The following is a 15009-nucleotide window of genomic DNA, read 5'->3' on the forward strand; positions in this document are numbered from 1 at the left end:
TTGGTGACAGCGGTGCAACATGCAGGTCCGTTTTTGGCTTAAGTTCCGCTCGACCGGCTTCACGAACGCTTCAACAGCGACCAGACAGCCGGCACCAGGCTCGCGGCAAGCGCAACCTTGATCAGATCACCGACGATAAAGGGCACCACCCCGAACTGCCAGGATTTTTCCGGGCCAATCAACAGCGCCAGCCAGGCAAAGCCCATTGCCATCATGACGATCTCGGCCACCAGCATGGCATTGAAGAGCTTGATAGGATGGCGATCCCAGCCACGGTCGGCAGCCCAGCCGACGATCGCCGCCATGACGACGAAGCCGGCAAGATAACCGCCGGTCGAACCGAGCATGTAGGCGATGCCGATGCCCTTTTCCGGCGTGCTCTGGAAGACCGGAAGCCCCAGCGCGCCCTCAGCCATGTAGAGAAGCAGCGTGGCGACGCCAAGGCGCATGCCGAAGGCGGCAGCGATCAGCAAGACGGCGAGCGTCTGCATCGAGATATCGACCGGTCCGAGCATGACCTTGGTCTTGGCAGACAAGATCAACAGCAGCGTTCCGGCGATCGCCAGCAAAAGCTGTCCTGCCAGCCGGGCCGCGCCCTTTTCAGGCAGAGCGAGAGAAATAAGCGGACGCATCGTCGTTGCAATTGCCATGGTCTTCCCCGTTCCGGATTGCCGCCGAACGCGGCCTTGCGTTTTCCTATATTGGCTTCCGTGCTATGCGGCAATCGGTTTTGCCCTCGCCCCAAAAAAGGTCGCGACGTTCGCATGGCGCTGAAATTCGACACACGCTTCGAACCGTCCTATGGCAAGGGCGTGATCGTTGCGCCTGGTATTCAACGCGTCACGGCCCCGAACCCAAGCCCGTTCACCTTTCACGGAACCAACAGTTATATCGTCGGTCGCGAGACGGTGGCGGTGATCGATCCCGGACCGGATGACGAGGCACATCTTAGAACACTGCTCGAAGCGATCGGGACCAGGCCGGTCAGCCATATCTTCGTCAGCCACACGCATCGCGACCATTCGCCGCTGGCGGCGCGGCTGAAGCAGCATACGGGTGCGGTGGTTCTGGCGGAGGGCCGGCATCGCCCGGCGCGGCCGTTGCGCACCGGCGAGGTCAATCCGCTCGATGCCAGCGCCGACATCGAGTTCGTTCCAGACGTCGCGCTGCCGGATGATATGGTGATCGACGGCGACGGCTGGGCGATCCGGACGGTGCTGACGCCCGGCCATACCGCCAATCACGCGGCCTTCGCGCTGGAGGGAACCGGCATCCTTTTCTCGGCCGATCACGTCATGGCGTGGGCAACCACGATCGTCGCACCGCCGGATGGCGCGATGGCCGAGTACATGACATCGCTCGATCGGCTGATCGAACGTGACGACCGGCTGCTGCTGCCCGGTCATGGTGGGCCGGTGACCGAGCCGCGCAGCTTCATGCGCGGATTGAAAACGCATCGCAAAATGCGCGAACGCGCAATTCTGGAGCGGATCAACAGCGGCGACCGGACAATCAAGGACATGGTGGAGGCGATCTATCGAGACACCGACCCGCGCCTCCATGGCGCGGCCGGCCTGTCGGTGCTTGCCCATCTGGAAGATCTGGTGGCGCGCGGCCTGGTCCACACCGACGGCGAGCCGGCTATCGACGGCATCTATTCGCCGGCACCCTAGCACACTTCGGATATCATTCCGCCGGCGCCACGCCCACCTGGCCGGCGACTTCCTGGTCGAGTTCGGAAAGGAAATCGGTGATGCGCGCTGCATTGTCGCCAACGTCGTAGCGGCCGTAACGCGAGGCCGAGCGCATATCGACGATGACCGCATCGCCGTCGTCGGTCACGCGGATGGCGACATCGGCGGGAAGACCAAGCAGCAAGCCCTTGGCCAGCGCATCGACCGTCACGTCGCTTTGCCCTGCTGCGTCTGGAAACGGCGCCGTGAGCTGCCAGCCGCGCCGATCGAGCACCGTTTTGACCGCCTCCAGAACGCGATCGAAAGGCAAGGTGTAGCTGCGTCCGGTAACAAGCGGATAAGCTTCGATTTGCAGGCGCTGCTCGCCGGGTGTCGGCGGCAAAAGCTCGTTCATATCCTTTGTCCGGGTGGAAATATCGAGCACCGGTGGGTCGTCCAGATCCGTCGAGATGTCGCGCAGCGGCGGATAGGTGGCCACCCAATAGGCCGCGACGCCGTAAGGGATGAGCACCAGAATCGCCAGCAAGGCGCCGGCGGTCAGGTCATGGCCGCCGCGATCACCGAAATTCCACAATCGCGCAAAGGCAAACCCGGCGAACAGAAGCGCAAACGCAGCCAGCAAGGCGACAATGCCAAGCACCCATAGGAAAGCTTGGGTCTCGACGAGATCATAGCGATGGCCGATGAGAGCGGTCAGCAGCAGGACTGCCGAAAACGCGCCGGTGCGCCGCGACCAGCTGGCAGCCCTCGACGTCTGTCGCTCGGGAATTCCCGTCATTGGTTTCCGCGCTGCCCCAACCCGAACACACGCATAGTGCCTTTCAGCGCCGGCTTGAAGGCGCAAAGACGCCGCATCTCCGGTCAATCCGTCGGCAGGTGATAATCCCGGAATTGCTGGCGCAAGGTAATCTTCTGGATCTTGCCGGCAGCCGTGTGTGGGATTTCGCCGACAAAAGCGACGTCGTCCGGCATCCACCACTTCGCCACCTTGCCGTCCATGAAAGCGAGAATCTCCGTCTTGGTCGGCTCCCTGCCCGGCTTGCGTACGATCACGAGCAAAGGCCGCTCGCCCCATTTGGAATGCGGAATGCCGATGGCGGCGGCCTCCGCCACGTCGGGATGGCCGACAGCGAGGTTCTCGAGCTCGATGGTCGAGATCCATTCGCCGCCCGACTTGATCACGTCCTTGGCGCGATCGGTGATCTGCATGTAGCCGCCGGGGTCGATATGCGCGATATCACCGGTATCGAACCAGCCGTCTTCATCAAACTGTTCGGATCCGATGCCGCCATAATAGGCGCGCGCGACGGCCGGCCCGCGGACTTTGAGTCGGCCGAAGGTCTTGCCGTCCCATGGCAGCTCGTTATCGTCGTCATCCGTTATCTTCATTTCGATGCCGAACGGCGTAAAGCCCTGCTTCTGCTGGACGGCGAGGCGAGCCTCGCCCTTCAGCCCGGCGTAATCCGGCTTCAAGGTGCACAGCGTGCCGAGCGGCGACATCTCGGTCATGCCCCAGGCGTGGACGACCTGGACATCGTAATTGTCCTGGAACTTCGTCGTGATCGCGCGTGGACAGGACGCGCCGCCGATGACGACTTTCTGCAGATAGGGCAGTTTCTTGCCAGTTTCTTCCAGATGCTGGAGGAGCATCATCCACACCGTCGGCACGGCGGCGCTGAAGGTCACCTTCTCGGTGTCGAGCAGCTCGTAGATCGAAGCGCCATCGATCTTGCAGCCGGGCATGACCAGCTTGGCGCCGATCATCGGCGCGCTCTGGGCAAGGCCCCAGGCGTTAGCGTGAAACATCGGCACGACCGGCAATACGGTATCGCGCGACGACAGGCCCATGGCGTCGGGCATCGCTTCGATCATGGCGTGCAGCACGTTCGAACGATGGCTGTAGAGGACGCCTTTCGGATCGCCCGTGGTGCCCGAGGTGTAGCACATACCGGCGGCGGTGTTTTCGTCGAAAGTCTTCCAAGCGAAGTTGCCGTCGGCTTCAGCAAGCCATTCTTCGTACGCAACCACATTGGGCAGCGCAGTCTCCGGCATATGCGCGTTGTCGGTCAGCACGATAACCTGCTCCAGCGACTTGACCGCGCCGGCGATCTTTTCGAGCAGCGGCAGGAAGGTCAGGTCAACGAAGATCGCCTTGTCCCCGGCATTGTTCATGATCCAGGTGATCTGCTCGGGAAAGAGCCGCGGGTTGAGCGTGTGATAGATGGCACCGACACCCATGATGCCGTACCAGGCCTCGATGTGGCGCGCGGTGTTCCAGGCCAGGGTCGCGATGCGGTCGCCAAGCCCGAACCCGTCACGCTCGAGCCGCTCGGCGACCTTCAGGGCACGATCATGGATTTCGGCATATGTGCTGCGCACGATCGGCCCCTCGATCGAACGCGACACGATCTCGCGGCTACCGTGCTGCCTCTCGGCATTGTCGATCAGCTTGTAACAAAGCAGCGGCCATTCCTGCATCAGCCCGAGCATCTTGTTCCTCCCGTTATTTTTTCGCCATTGTGGGACGAACCGGCGGATTGTCCAGCCAGGATCGGGCTGGAGCGGGGCATGGAGCCAATTGAGGCCGAATTCGCCACAATCCGGCCATGCTCGGCGTTAACGTTGATTAACGGCGGGGCGCGATTGGCGAATGAAAGAGGTTCGCATGGACGCGCAGCTCGACGACAAAGCCTTGGAAAATACGCTTGCCGAAAGCCTGGCCGATCTGGTGGCCGCCGATGTCGCGCAGGCCGATCTGGTGCCTGACGCCAAAACCGTTTCCGAAGATGAATTCGTCGAGGTCGTCGGCGGCGCCCTCGAAGCTGTCGGCGGCACGCTCTTGTTCAAGATGTGCGTCGTGAACGAGGGCGAAGCCCAGCACGTCGCCGCCGCATCGGTCGGCGATGGCGGCAATCGCCAGTTTCTGCTGCTCACCTTGCCGACCAACGGCGGTGCTTTGAAGGTCGAGACCACCTCGAAAAGCACCAATCCGGTGGCCGGGATTGCCGCCGCCTATGCCGGGCTGATGGACGCTTTCCAGGCCGCCGCCTGATTTTAGGCGCGATACCGGAGGAAAGCGCAAGACTGCCAGCCGGGGGCGATGCCCGCCGGTGGCTTGCAGGTCTTGCGCAACGCGCTTGCCAGACACATCTTGGGGTAGAGGCAAGGAGATCCGATATGGACCAGATCGCAAATCCGTCACCCGGCTTTCAGCGCAATCCGGACAAGGTGATCACCGTCGAGCCTTACAAGGGCACCGTGACGGTGCGCGCCGGCGATGTCGTTATCGCCTCGACCAGCAAGGTCAAGGTGCTGACCGAACCTCCCTATCCGCCCGTTTTCTACATTCCGTTCGGCGACATCGACTTCAAGCAGCTTGGCAAGACCGAACACTCGACCCATTGCCCCTATAAGGGCGATGCCAGCTATTGGAGCGTGCTGCCCGCCGGCGATGCAGGCAAGGATGCGATGTGGGCCTATGAGCGGCCGTTCGACGAGATGGCAGACATTCGCGATCACGGCGCGTTCTATCCGAACAAGGTGACCATCGAGGCCACGCCCGACTGATCAGTCGGTGGTGCCTTCATCGCCGATGCCGTCGGCGTCGTCGAGACGCACGAAGGTGAGGCCCTTGGCCTTCAGCGTCAGAAGTCCCTGCACCACGCCTTCGCCAGCCGCATGGGTCGGCTGGTTGATGTGAGCGATGATGACGTCGCCGTCCTTCGCCGCGGCAATGCGCCGGGCGGTCTCTTTTGCGCCGAGCAATGAGCCGCCATCGCCGTTGATCGAGAATCCGGCGATCTTGAAACCAAGCTTGCGGATCATCGCGATTGCCGATGGGCTGTATTCGGCGGTTGCGCCGCGAAACCATTTCGGCGCCGGTTCGCCGGTCACAGCAAGAGCGGCAGCACCCGATTCGACCTCGGCCAGCACGGCCTGCGGGCTGCCGGCACTGCGAATGCCGTAGATCTTTTGCGGCGTGTCGACAGCCGGGACATGGCGGCCGCCATGGTTTTCCAATTCAAACAGTTCGGGATGCGCCCGCATGATCTCGACGGCGGCGGCGTTGTGCTTCAGCCAGATGCCGGTGACGAAAATGGTGGCAGGAATCTTGTTTTCCACCAGCGCCGAGAGAATCCGTGTGTCGGTCCTTCCGCCGCACGCATCGAGCGTCAGCGCGACGCGGCCGCCGCCCGCCTCGGCCTTGATGTGCAGCGTCGGTGCGACGAGCAACTGGGCGTTGCCAGGAGAGACAGCCCACAGCGATATCGCAACGGCGCAAAAATACTTTTGGAACAGGCGCATCGATTTATTTCCAGGTCGGCCGGATCAAAGTTGAAGCGGCGACCCCAAGACCGGCATCAAGGCGGAAATCGGGACGGTGCCCCTGCAAAAGCGTCGGCAGCGGCAATTTGACCGCCGGCCTGACCTTTGGCAAGCGCGAGGTCACAACGCGTGCTCCACGTCCTTAACCTTACGTGAAAGGATCGCGAGCACCGCGTCGACCACCGCTTTGACCTCAAGTCGCCAGACGCAGCAAGCCTTGCTCGGATCGGGTCGGCGGCACAGGTCCCTGGCTATGCACTCGCAAGGCATGGAGGGCCGCGGCGTAACACTGGCCACGCCGACAGGCCCCCAGACGGCCGGGTCGGTCAGGCCGAACAGGCCGACAACCGGCGTTCCCGCGGCCGCCGCCATCTGCATCGGGCCACTCTCGTTTCCCAGAAACAGGCGTGCCTGGCCGAGGACCGCCAGCAGCGTTGCCAGTGACAGCGCCCCGACCACGTTGACGACCGGCGAAGCGGCCTTGGCGACGATGCGCTCGGCCGATGCCCGTTCATCGGGGCCGCCGACAAGCAGGAAGTCCAACCCGGTCTGCCGCGAGATCTCGTCGATGGCCAGCGCAAAACGTTCCGGCTGCCATTGCCGCCCCCGGAAGCTCGCTCCTGCATGAACGGCTATGAAGGCGTTACGCCGGAGATGATGCCGGTCGAGAAGCGCCAATGCCCTGGCGGTCTCCAGCGGCAGCGGCTCAATCGTTGGGACCGGCGCACGCAACTCCACGCCAAGCGCCTCAAGCGGCGAAAGATAGCGGTAGAGATAATGCTGGCCACCAAAGCCAAACGGCTTGGCCAGGACGTTGGCGGGCTGGCGTTCCAGCCAGCGCAACGGTTTTTCGGGAGGATCATATCCGACGCGGGTCTTGGCGTTGACGAGCCTGACGATGATGCGTGAGGTTTTGGAATCGGCCAGGTCGATAGTCAGGTCAAACCGGAACCGGCGCAGAGCGCGCACCGTCGCGTAAAGCTCGCGACCACGCTGCACAGGGGTGCCACGCATCCGTACGCGTCGGAACGCCACCACGTCCGAGGCGATGCCATGAGCCAACAGGAAACTGGCAAAGTTCGCCTCGCAAAGGAACACGATCCTGGCCTTTGGATATTGGAGGCGCAGGTTTCTGGCGAGCGCGGAAGCGAGGACAAGATCGCCGATGAATTTCGTCTGGAGGATGAGAATCGAGCGGACGTGCGTGGGCGGGTTCTGTAACATCTGTTTCTGGCACCGGGGCGGGTTCGGGGGCCGGAAACTGGGCAGAAACGATGTCGGGATTTGGAGCCGACAGACGCACGTTCGCGTGAATTCGGTTACAAATCGGTAAGGTCAGATGCCGGTGGACTCCAACTCCTATCCGCGGCCGTTCTTTGCAGCCTGCACCGCCGCTTGCGCGGCGGCCAGCCTGGCGATCGGCACCCGGTATGGCGAGCACGAGACGTAGTCGAGGCCGACCTTTTCGCAGAAATGGATCGAGGCCGGGTCGCCGCCATGCTCGCCGCAAATACCGAGCTTGATGTCGGGCCGCGTCGCCCTGCCCTTTTCGGCCGCCATCCGCACCAGTTCGCCGACGCCCTCTATGTCGAGCGACACGAACGGATCCTGCTCGATGATGCCTTTTTGCCGGTAGGTCTCGAGGAACGAGGCCGCGTCGTCGCGCGAGATACCGAAGGTGGTCTGGGTCAGATCGTTGGTGCCGAAGGAGAAGAATTCGGCCGCCTCGGCAATGACATGAGCGCGGATCGCGGCGCGCGGCAGTTCGATCATCGTGCCGGTCAGATAGTCGATCCCGACACCGGTCTCGTCCATCACGCTTTTGGCGACGGCGTCGATGCGTGCCTTGACGAAGTCGAGCTCCTTCACCAGCCCGACCAGCGGCACCATGATTTCGGGGACCACCAGCGCGCCGGCCTTCCTGCCGGCCTCCACGGCCGCCTCGAAAATGGCTCGTGCCTGCATCTCGGCGATTTCGGGATATGAGACGGCAAGCCGGCAGCCGCGATGGCCGAGCATCGGATTAAACTCGTGCAACGCTTCGGTGCGCCGCCGGAGCTTGTCCGGCGACACATTCATGGCGGCGGCGACCTCGGCCACCTCCTCCTCGGTCTTGGGCAGGAATTCGTGCAGCGGCGGATCGAGCAGGCGGATCGTGACCGGCAGCCCGGCCATGATCTCGAACAGTTCGAGGAAATCCGAGCGCTGCATCGGCAACAGCTTGGCCAGCGCCGTTCGACGGTCCTTTTCCGTATCGGCCAGGATCATCTCGCGCATGGCAATAATGCGATCGCCGTCGAAGAACATGTGTTCGGTGCGGCAAAGACCGATGCCTTCGGCGCCGAAGGACCGCGCCATGCGCGCATCCAGCGGCGTCTCGGCATTGGTGCGCACCTTCATGCGGCGCGCGCCGTCGGCCCATTCCATGATGGCGGCGAAATCGCCCGAGAGTTCGGGCTGCAGCATCGGTACCGCGCCTTTCAGCACCTGGCCGTTGCCGCCGTCGATGGTGATGATATCGCCCTTGCGGAACGTCGATCCCATCGCCATCAGCGTGCCGGCCTTGTAGTCGACGCGCAGCGAGCCTGCGCCCGAAACGCAAGGCTTACCCATGCCGCGCGCAACAACGGCGGCGTGGCTGGTCATGCCGCCGCGCGTCGTCAGGATGCCTTCCGCCGCATGCATGCCGTGAATGTCTTCGGGGCTGGTCTCGATGCGCACCAGGATCGCCTTGCGGCCTTGCGCCTTAGCCTCCTCGGCGTCGTTCGAGGAAAACACGATTTCGCCGGTGGCAGCACCCGGCGATGCCGGCAGGCCGACGCCGATGATATCGCGCGCCGCCTTCGGATCGATTGTGGGATGCAGCAACTGGTCGAGCGAGGCCGGATCAATGCGGGCGACGGCCTCCTCCTTCGAGATCAGCCCGTCCCTGGCCATGTCGACGGCAATCTTCAGCGCTGCCTTGGCGGTGCGTTTGCCTGACCTGGTCTGCAGCATCCACAATTTGCCGCGCTCGATGGTGAATTCGAGATCCTGCATGTCGCGGTAGTGCTTCTCTAGGCGGTCGGAGATGCTGACGAAGGCCTGGAAGGCGTCAGGCATCAGCTTCTGCAGCGACGGCTTGTCGGAGCCGGCGGCAATGCGCGCCGCCTCCGTGATATTCTGCGGCGTACGGATGCCGGCAACGACATCCTCGCCCTGGGCATTGACCAGGAACTCGCCATAAAGCTGCTTTTCGCCGGTCGACGGATTGCGGGTGAAGGCGACGCCGGTGGCCGAGGTGTCGCCCATATTGCCGAAGACCATGGCCTGGACGTTAACCGCCGTGCCCCAGCTTTCGGGAATGTCGTGCAGGCGCCGGTAGGTGATGGCGCGGTTGTTCATCCAACTGGAAAACACCGCGCCGATGGCGCCCCAGAGCTGCTCGCTCGGATCCTGCGGAAACGGCTTGCCGAGCTCCTCCTCGACCTTGGCCTTGTAGAGCGCGATCACGCCTTGCCATTCGATGGCCGTCAGTTCGGTGTCGAGATCATGGCCAAGGCCGCCCTTCTGGTCTTCGAGGATTTCCTCGAACACCTCATGGTCGAGGCCCATGACGACATCGGAATACATCTGGATGAAACGGCGGTAGCTGTCATAGGCGAACCGCGCATCGCCTGAATCGGCGGCAAGTGCCTCGACCGTCTCATCGTTGAGGCCGAGATTGAGCACGGTGTCCATCATGCCGGGCATGGAGGCGCGGGCACCGGAGCGAACCGACACCAAAAGCAGTTTCGACGGATCGCCGAAACGGCGCCCGGTCAGCCGGCCGATATGGTCGAGGGCGATCGCAACGTCCGCTTCCAGCGAGGCCGGATACGCGTGGCCGTTGGCGTAGTAGGCGTTGCAGACCTCGGTAGTGATGGTGAAGCCCGGCGGCACCGGCAGGCCCAGGCTGCACATTTCGGCAAGATTGGCGCCCTTGCCGCCGAGCAGATTGCGGTCGCCGGCACGGCCTTCCGCCGCTCCATCGCCAAAGGTGTAGACCCATTTGGTCATGCTTGCTCCCCGGTTGCAGGAGATTGGAAATATTGGCAAATCGAGCGATATGATGCTGCAGTGCGAAAGGCAAGGCATCGACCAGGCCGGCCGGCCTCTACAATCGATTAAGGAAAAGCTGCGCCGAAAAGACTTGGTTTTTGGAAAGCTTTGTTGTAGAACATAACGAGAACAAATGGCAGAGCGATGAGAATGACCGGAAAGCTCGATTATCTGGAAATGCCGGCGCCGGGCGGAACGCTGGACAGCGCGAAGGCTTTCTACAGCGCGGCCTTCTCATGGTCGTTCACCGATTACGGGCCGACCCATTCAGCTTTTGCCGAAGGGCTGGACGGCGGTTTTCAGGCGGATGGCCAAGATGCGCCGGCCAAGCCGCTGCCAGTGCTCTATTCGGAAAGACTGGAGGAAACGTTGAGCGCCGTCGAGAATGCCGGCGGCACCATCGCAAGCAGATCTTTTCATTCCCCCGGCGGCAGGCGGTTCCATTTCGTCGATCCGGCCGGCAATGAAATGGCGGTGTGGAGTGAATCGGGTCCGATCAAAGTGACGATTGCAAAAACGGTGGGTCCGTCGCGCATAGTCGATATGTCGGCATTGAGCTTTCTCCCGGCTCGTCCTATAAGGCCGCGCGCACAGCGGGCACGCTCCGGCTGTTGGGGCGTCGCCAAGTGGTAAGGCATCGGTTTTTGGTACCGACATTCCCAGGTTCGAATCCTGGCGCCCCAGCCATCGCTACAAGTGTCCAACCCGGAGACATGGGTAACAGATTGTACTTAAGACATGGGTGACAACCTCGTGCCGAAGGGTTGTCGATGGTCTGCAAGGTACTCTGTTCCAAGTCGATATGGCAAGGCAAGTTACACGGGATAGCGCCCGCCACAGTTGAATCCTCTGATCCGAAGGCGACTTTCGGAATCGCGAAGTTGGTGCTACCGAGGCAGCCAGGGAACCGCGTCCCACTCCAAACCACTCTGTGCGCCGGCATTTCCGCCGAATCCAACGTCAGCATTGCTGAAGCCGACATTGGGCGCAAGCAGCGTGCGGAGCGCAAAGCACATTGAATGTGGCGGCTCAATATGTACTTCAGTTGATTTTGGACAAATCGGATGCGATCGTGTCGGAGAAGCTTGAGCCTCGCCTCGCGACCTCGGAGCCGTGGTTTGCCTAGAGCGCTCGGCCTGCTAAACATGGTAGGAGCAGCATGAGATTACACCCGATCGCCGAAAAGCTAGGCTTTTTTGTCACTCTGCTTGCCGTTGTCGTGCTTGCACTTCTGCCAATTCTCCGTCTCAAGGAGTTCGGCTTGGATATAGGCTTCCATTTTGACAAGGTTAATCACGCTATCGCGTTCGCGGCGCTGATGGTTGTTGGAAGCCTCGGTTGGCCGGAACGCAAAATGAATGTGGTAATCCTCCTCGCTCTGGTTGGTGCTGCAATTGAAATCCTTCAGGGTACGCCCTTAATAGGGCGCGATCTCGATGGATTTGATTGGGCGGCTGACTGCGTCGGCATCGGGTGCGCCCTGGCAGCCATCGGCTGTGCCAATTCGCTTGTTAGACGGGCGGCTTGAGGAATGTCCTCTGAACGGAGCAAATAGAGGGGATATGATCGGGATCATAATTATTCTTATTGGCGCGGTGCCAGCTGTTCTTGTTCTCGTTCGCGCTGCCATTTCGGCGCGGCGCTTGGGGTCTACCCTGGCTATGTCGTTTGTAGCAGCGGGGTTCTTTGCAGCATGTCTGTTTGTTGCGTTCCTTGCTCATATTGAATTGTTCCCGGATCTAGGGCAATTGCCTTGACCCCGAAAAATCGACCCGAAAAAGGGGCTTGTACGCAGCCAGCCCTCCGTCGATTGCCGCCGTGGTATCACCGCTCAATGAGACGAGCTCGGCCGCCTGCGGCCCTGGTGACCAGAAATAGTTGACTTCGCCACATTGACTTTCCTGTCAAGCGAGCGCCGTAACTGATGGGGCTGGGGAAATGTTGTGGCTTTGCGCATCCGCGTGCCGGGCGGCACGCTAAAGATCAAATCCTATCGAGAGCTGCGGACTTGTGAACGGGACAAAAGTGTTCCCGTCATGAGGATCGGCACGTCTTATTTTGATCTGGTGGTCTAGCGAGCAAACAAGGCCCCGACCGACAAACAGATAGCTGCATCGGGCGGGGGTTCGCACATGAATATTAACGTCAAGCCACCGGTGGTCGGCGGCCAGGCCGATTGGCTTATCGTCTGGGTCTCGCTCCTGTGCGTCTGTTTCTGGGCATTTGTCGGAGGCGAGCTGTTCTGCCGGTATTATCTCGGCCTGGGAACCCCGCCGCTCTCCATCGCACATTCGACCATCGAATATATGTGGGCACCGAACCAGGACATCTATCGCTTCGGCAACCATATAGTGATCAATGAACTCGGAATGCGCAGCGCGCACTTCCCGATCACAAAACCAGCTGGCGAATTCAGGGCCTTGGTCATCGGAGATTCAGTTATCGACGGCGGTGCGCTGACCGATCAGGCGGACCTCGCGACCGACATCCTTTCAGTCGACGGGGCCCTCTATCTAAACGCCTCTGCCGGCAGCTGGGGACCGGAGAATGAGGAGGCCTACATAAATCGTTTCGGCACGTTCAATGCCGACATGCTTATTGTGGTTCTGTCGACACATGATGCCGGCGACGTGCCAACGTTTGCTGCACTCGACCCAGAAACTCACCCCACCGCGAAGCCATGGTTTGCGCTCTCAGAGGCCGCTTTTCGCTATCTCCCGCGCTATCTGCCTTGGAACGTCAAAGAACCGAAGGAGATTGACCTGCCACCAGCTAGGAGCGCAACCGCCGCCATAGCCCGCATGGTGCATCTCGATCTGCCGGTGTGTGTAATCACCCACGCGGACAGGCAGGAGCGTAGGTCGGGAGTTCGCGGCCAAGGCTACCGAGCAAACCTAGCCGCCGCGAGTGGGGTGTCGATCATTGACGATGCCCAGTTCATCAGCCCCGAAACCGGCTATCGAGATGTCATTCACCTGAACAAAGTCGGACAGATCGGGCTATCCAAAGCCATGGCGAAGTGCCGAGCCGTTGTGTTCCCACAGATCGAACCACAATCGACACCATCGAAGGGGAATTGACCCGGTGCAAGTTTGAAAAGGAGAGCCATGTCCCTGGGCTTTGCGGCTTTAGGAAAATGCCTTTTCGGTGCTCGATGATCACGCGCCGAGCTGCAAGCCAACCTGCCTATGGCTGCCAAAGGTGCCGCAGATCTTTGTCGCTGCGCAGGTGGCGTTCAGGTCCCTGGCGAGCTGACCTCTGTCGCTTGCCGTAGCCGCTCTCGCCGCCGACGCTTGCACGTATTTAAAATCCAAATTTAGTCTCCGGCGGTGATATTGATCGACAAGATGAAGCGGCCCTTCAGCGCCCGCAACCTGCTTGCGATCGCCGAACTGGTCGCTGCCGAACAGCACTGTCGAGCGGGTCGGACGCCAATCTAAGCCCCCTTCTCGGGAATTGACCCGAGCAGCTGTCACGTCGGTTAATGCCGAATTTGACTTTAAACCATTTGTAGTTGCATTGTCGCTCTGGGCTTGGGGAAGTTCAGAGTGAAAAAGTTCGGCGGGGTACTGTCGATCCTGCTTGTTGCCGGCTTCGCGGCAGGCTTGGCCGTCGCTTCATCCAAGAACAATGCGGCATACGCCTTTGTTCGAGGGCTGGTGAGTTCGCTCCGATCAACCGACATCTCCGAAAATGATCATTGGCGAACCAAGGTCGATGAGTTTCGGCAATTCGAGGGGCATGCCGATATCGTTATGGTCGGCGACTCGCTTGTTGAGAATGCCCAATGGCAAGAGCTATTTCCCGAGGTGTCGATCATCAATCGCGGCATATCTGGCGACGGTGTCGACGGCGTCCTGCTGAGGCTCGATCAAATCACTGCCGCCACTCCCCGAATGGTGTTCATCATGCTCGGGGTGAACGATATCCGAGCATCCACTGACGCTGAACAAGTGGCGGCATCGTATGGCAAGATCATCACTCGGCTCGCGGCCGTCAATGAGGTGATCGTCCAGTCGACCCTATTCACAACAAGCGAGACCAAAAACAATGCTGCGATCAGGCGTTTGAACAAAGGGCTTGTGTTCTTGTGCAGCAAGGCCCCGAACTGCCGGTTTCTTGACCTAAATGCGATCTTGGCCACAAACGACCAACTCCTCTCGGTTTTCACGCTTGATGGCCTTCACTTGAACGGGAACGGATATCGACTGTGGGCGCGAGAGGTCAGTCAACTGATATTGCCAGATGGCCTGGACTAGTCCCGCCACGATACCGATGACGTGCTCAGCCTCGGACTGGATCAGCCGCTCGTATTCGATCTCATAGGCGCCCCGCACGGAGTATTCGATGCGGTCGGCCCGATAGAAGCCGACCTTTTTTGCACGGATGGTCAGGTTCGGCAGGTCGGTCCAGGCGTCGGTACTGACCAGCCGGTGGCATCGCTTGAGCACGATCTCCATAGATAGCTCGTCGCCGTCTTCCTCCTTGATCTTCATCAGGCGAGAGGGAAACGACCACCATCGAAATCGACCAGGCGGTATCGCGGGCGGTAAAGCGGCTGACCGGTTTAGGCTCGGCCGGCTCGCCCTTGATGATCTCGCCGTCGCCCCGGTCCTGCAACGGCCGTTACAAATTGGTGCCGATGCGCTCCTCGAGCACCTTGGTTGGTATAGAGCGTCAGCGATGCGTCATCGGCATGGCCGTAGCGCGTCTCGATCTCGACCTCGTGGAATCTGGTGAGCAGCGTGTCGCCGAGCTTCTCTTCGGCAGTTTCCAGCGACCCATACGTGCAGCAAGACGGCCGACAGGCGCGGCTGTAAAGCCGCCACCTCGATGTACGCCATCGCGCCAAACGGTGGCGCAAACCGGTGGGTACCCATCCAGCAGCTATGGCGTAAGAGTTTTTCCT

13 protein-coding genes, 1 tRNA gene and 1 pseudogene are annotated in these 15009 nt (G+C 61.0%); 8 read left to right on the forward strand and 7 right to left on the reverse strand.

Annotation, left to right across the window (positions count from 1 at the left end):
* Positions 1-59: 59 nt before the first annotated feature.
* Positions 60-650 carry a biotin transporter BioY gene (locus tag NKH99_RS14760; RefSeq protein WP_352503745.1) on the reverse strand — a complete coding sequence of 197 codons (591 nt, stop codon included), beginning with the start codon at positions 648-650 and terminating at the stop codon, positions 60-62.
* Between the two features lie 114 nt (positions 651-764).
* Here NKH99_RS14760 and NKH99_RS14765 point away from each other — a divergent pair, with 114 nt between their 5' ends.
* Positions 765-1673: an MBL fold metallo-hydrolase gene (locus NKH99_RS14765; RefSeq protein ID WP_353014462.1), complete on the forward strand. Its 909-nt coding sequence runs from the start codon at positions 765-767 to the stop codon at positions 1671-1673.
* Between the two features lie 13 nt (positions 1674-1686).
* On the opposite strand, the gene NKH99_RS14770 is transcribed toward NKH99_RS14765, so the two are convergent.
* Together NKH99_RS14770 and NKH99_RS14775 are read right to left on the reverse strand one after the other, a co-directional pair.
* Positions 1687-2472, reverse strand: coding sequence for a DUF1499 domain-containing protein (locus tag NKH99_RS14770; protein ID WP_353014463.1), 786 nt, complete (start codon positions 2470-2472; stop codon positions 1687-1689).
* Between the two features lie 83 nt (positions 2473-2555).
* On the reverse strand, positions 2556-4184 hold the full coding sequence (locus tag NKH99_RS14775; RefSeq protein WP_353014464.1) for a fatty-acid--CoA ligase: 1629 nt from the start codon (positions 4182-4184) through the stop codon (positions 2556-2558).
* A 175-nt stretch (positions 4185-4359) separates the two neighbouring features.
* On the opposite strand from NKH99_RS14775, the gene NKH99_RS14780 reads away from it, so the two are divergent.
* Together NKH99_RS14780 and NKH99_RS14785 are read left to right on the forward strand one after the other, a co-directional pair.
* A complete protein-coding gene (locus NKH99_RS14780; RefSeq protein WP_353014465.1) occupies positions 4360-4746 on the forward strand; it encodes a hypothetical protein in 387 nt (128 codons plus the stop codon).
* Positions 4747-4871: 125 nt separating this feature from the next.
* Complete coding sequence (locus tag NKH99_RS14785; RefSeq protein ID WP_353014466.1) at positions 4872-5261, forward strand: DUF427 domain-containing protein; 390 nt, start codon at positions 4872-4874, stop codon at positions 5259-5261.
* Here NKH99_RS14785 and NKH99_RS14790 read toward each other — a convergent pair whose 3' ends face one another.
* The 3 genes from NKH99_RS14790 to ppdK form a co-directional block, all read right to left on the reverse strand.
* Positions 5262-5999, reverse strand: a complete 738-nt coding sequence (locus tag NKH99_RS14790) for a polysaccharide deacetylase family protein (RefSeq protein WP_353014467.1) — start codon at positions 5997-5999, stop codon at positions 5262-5264.
* A gap of 141 nt (positions 6000-6140) precedes the next feature.
* Positions 6141-7244: a glycosyltransferase family 9 protein gene (locus NKH99_RS14795; protein ID WP_353014468.1), complete on the reverse strand. Its 1104-nt coding sequence runs from the start codon at positions 7242-7244 to the stop codon at positions 6141-6143.
* A gap of 135 nt (positions 7245-7379) precedes the next feature.
* The gene (gene ppdK / locus NKH99_RS14800; RefSeq protein ID WP_353014469.1) at positions 7380-10058 is read right to left on the reverse strand and encodes a pyruvate, phosphate dikinase; all 2679 of its coding nucleotides are present in this window, start codon (positions 10056-10058) and stop codon (positions 7380-7382) included.
* A 186-nt stretch (positions 10059-10244) separates the two neighbouring features.
* On the opposite strand from ppdK, the pseudogene NKH99_RS14805 reads away from it, so the two are divergent.
* The 4 genes and pseudogenes from NKH99_RS14805 to NKH99_RS14820 form a co-directional block, all read left to right on the forward strand.
* Positions 10245-10586: pseudogene (locus NKH99_RS14805) on the forward strand (VOC family protein); the annotation flags it as partial.
* A 126-nt stretch (positions 10587-10712) separates the two neighbouring features.
* A tRNA-Gln gene (locus tag NKH99_RS14810) sits at positions 10713-10787 on the forward strand.
* Positions 10788-11259: 472 nt separating this feature from the next.
* Positions 11260-11628: a VanZ family protein gene (locus NKH99_RS14815; RefSeq protein WP_353014471.1), complete on the forward strand. Its 369-nt coding sequence runs from the start codon at positions 11260-11262 to the stop codon at positions 11626-11628.
* 604 nt (positions 11629-12232) lie between these two features.
* Positions 12233-13180: a hypothetical protein gene (locus tag NKH99_RS14820; protein ID WP_353014472.1), complete on the forward strand. Its 948-nt coding sequence runs from the start codon at positions 12233-12235 to the stop codon at positions 13178-13180.
* 78 nt (positions 13181-13258) lie between these two features.
* Here NKH99_RS14820 and NKH99_RS14825 read toward each other — a convergent pair whose 3' ends face one another.
* Positions 13259-13513, reverse strand: a complete 255-nt coding sequence (locus NKH99_RS14825) for a hypothetical protein (RefSeq protein WP_353014473.1) — start codon at positions 13511-13513, stop codon at positions 13259-13261.
* A 135-nt stretch (positions 13514-13648) separates the two neighbouring features.
* Between NKH99_RS14825 and NKH99_RS14830 the strand changes: the two genes are divergently transcribed.
* Complete coding sequence (locus NKH99_RS14830) at positions 13649-14359, forward strand: GDSL-type esterase/lipase family protein (protein ID WP_353014474.1); 711 nt, start codon at positions 13649-13651, stop codon at positions 14357-14359.
* Positions 14360-15009 lie beyond the last annotated feature (650 nt).

This window comes from Mesorhizobium sp. M0854, assembly GCF_040319815.1.
In the GTDB taxonomy this organism is placed as follows: domain Bacteria; phylum Pseudomonadota; class Alphaproteobacteria; order Rhizobiales; family Rhizobiaceae; genus Mesorhizobium.

Bases quoted from the DNA above. Each gene is read 5' to 3' on its own strand.
- NKH99_RS14785 (WP_353014466.1), top strand. From the start codon at position 4,872: ATGGACCAGATCGCAAATCCGTCACCCGGCTTTCAGCGCAATCCGGAC.
- NKH99_RS14790 (WP_353014467.1), bottom strand. From the start codon at position 5,999: ATGCGCCTGTTCCAAAAGTATTTTTGCGCCGTTGCGATATCGCTGTGG.
- NKH99_RS14775 (WP_353014464.1), bottom strand. From the start codon at position 4,184: ATGCTCGGGCTGATGCAGGAATGGCCGCTGCTTTGTTACAAGCTGATC.
- ppdK (WP_353014469.1), bottom strand. From the start codon at position 10,058: ATGACCAAATGGGTCTACACCTTTGGCGATGGAGCGGCGGAAGGCCGT.
- NKH99_RS14765 (WP_353014462.1), top strand. From the start codon at position 765: ATGGCGCTGAAATTCGACACACGCTTCGAACCGTCCTATGGCAAGGGC.
- NKH99_RS14795 (WP_353014468.1), bottom strand. From the start codon at position 7,244: ATGTTACAGAACCCGCCCACGCACGTCCGCTCGATTCTCATCCTCCAG.
- NKH99_RS14815 (WP_353014471.1), top strand. From the start codon at position 11,260: ATGAGATTACACCCGATCGCCGAAAAGCTAGGCTTTTTTGTCACTCTG.
- NKH99_RS14820 (WP_353014472.1), top strand. From the start codon at position 12,233: ATGAATATTAACGTCAAGCCACCGGTGGTCGGCGGCCAGGCCGATTGG.
- NKH99_RS14780 (WP_353014465.1), top strand. From the start codon at position 4,360: ATGGACGCGCAGCTCGACGACAAAGCCTTGGAAAATACGCTTGCCGAA.
- NKH99_RS14760 (WP_352503745.1), bottom strand. From the start codon at position 650: ATGGCAATTGCAACGACGATGCGTCCGCTTATTTCTCTCGCTCTGCCT.
- NKH99_RS14770 (WP_353014463.1), bottom strand. From the start codon at position 2,472: ATGACGGGAATTCCCGAGCGACAGACGTCGAGGGCTGCCAGCTGGTCG.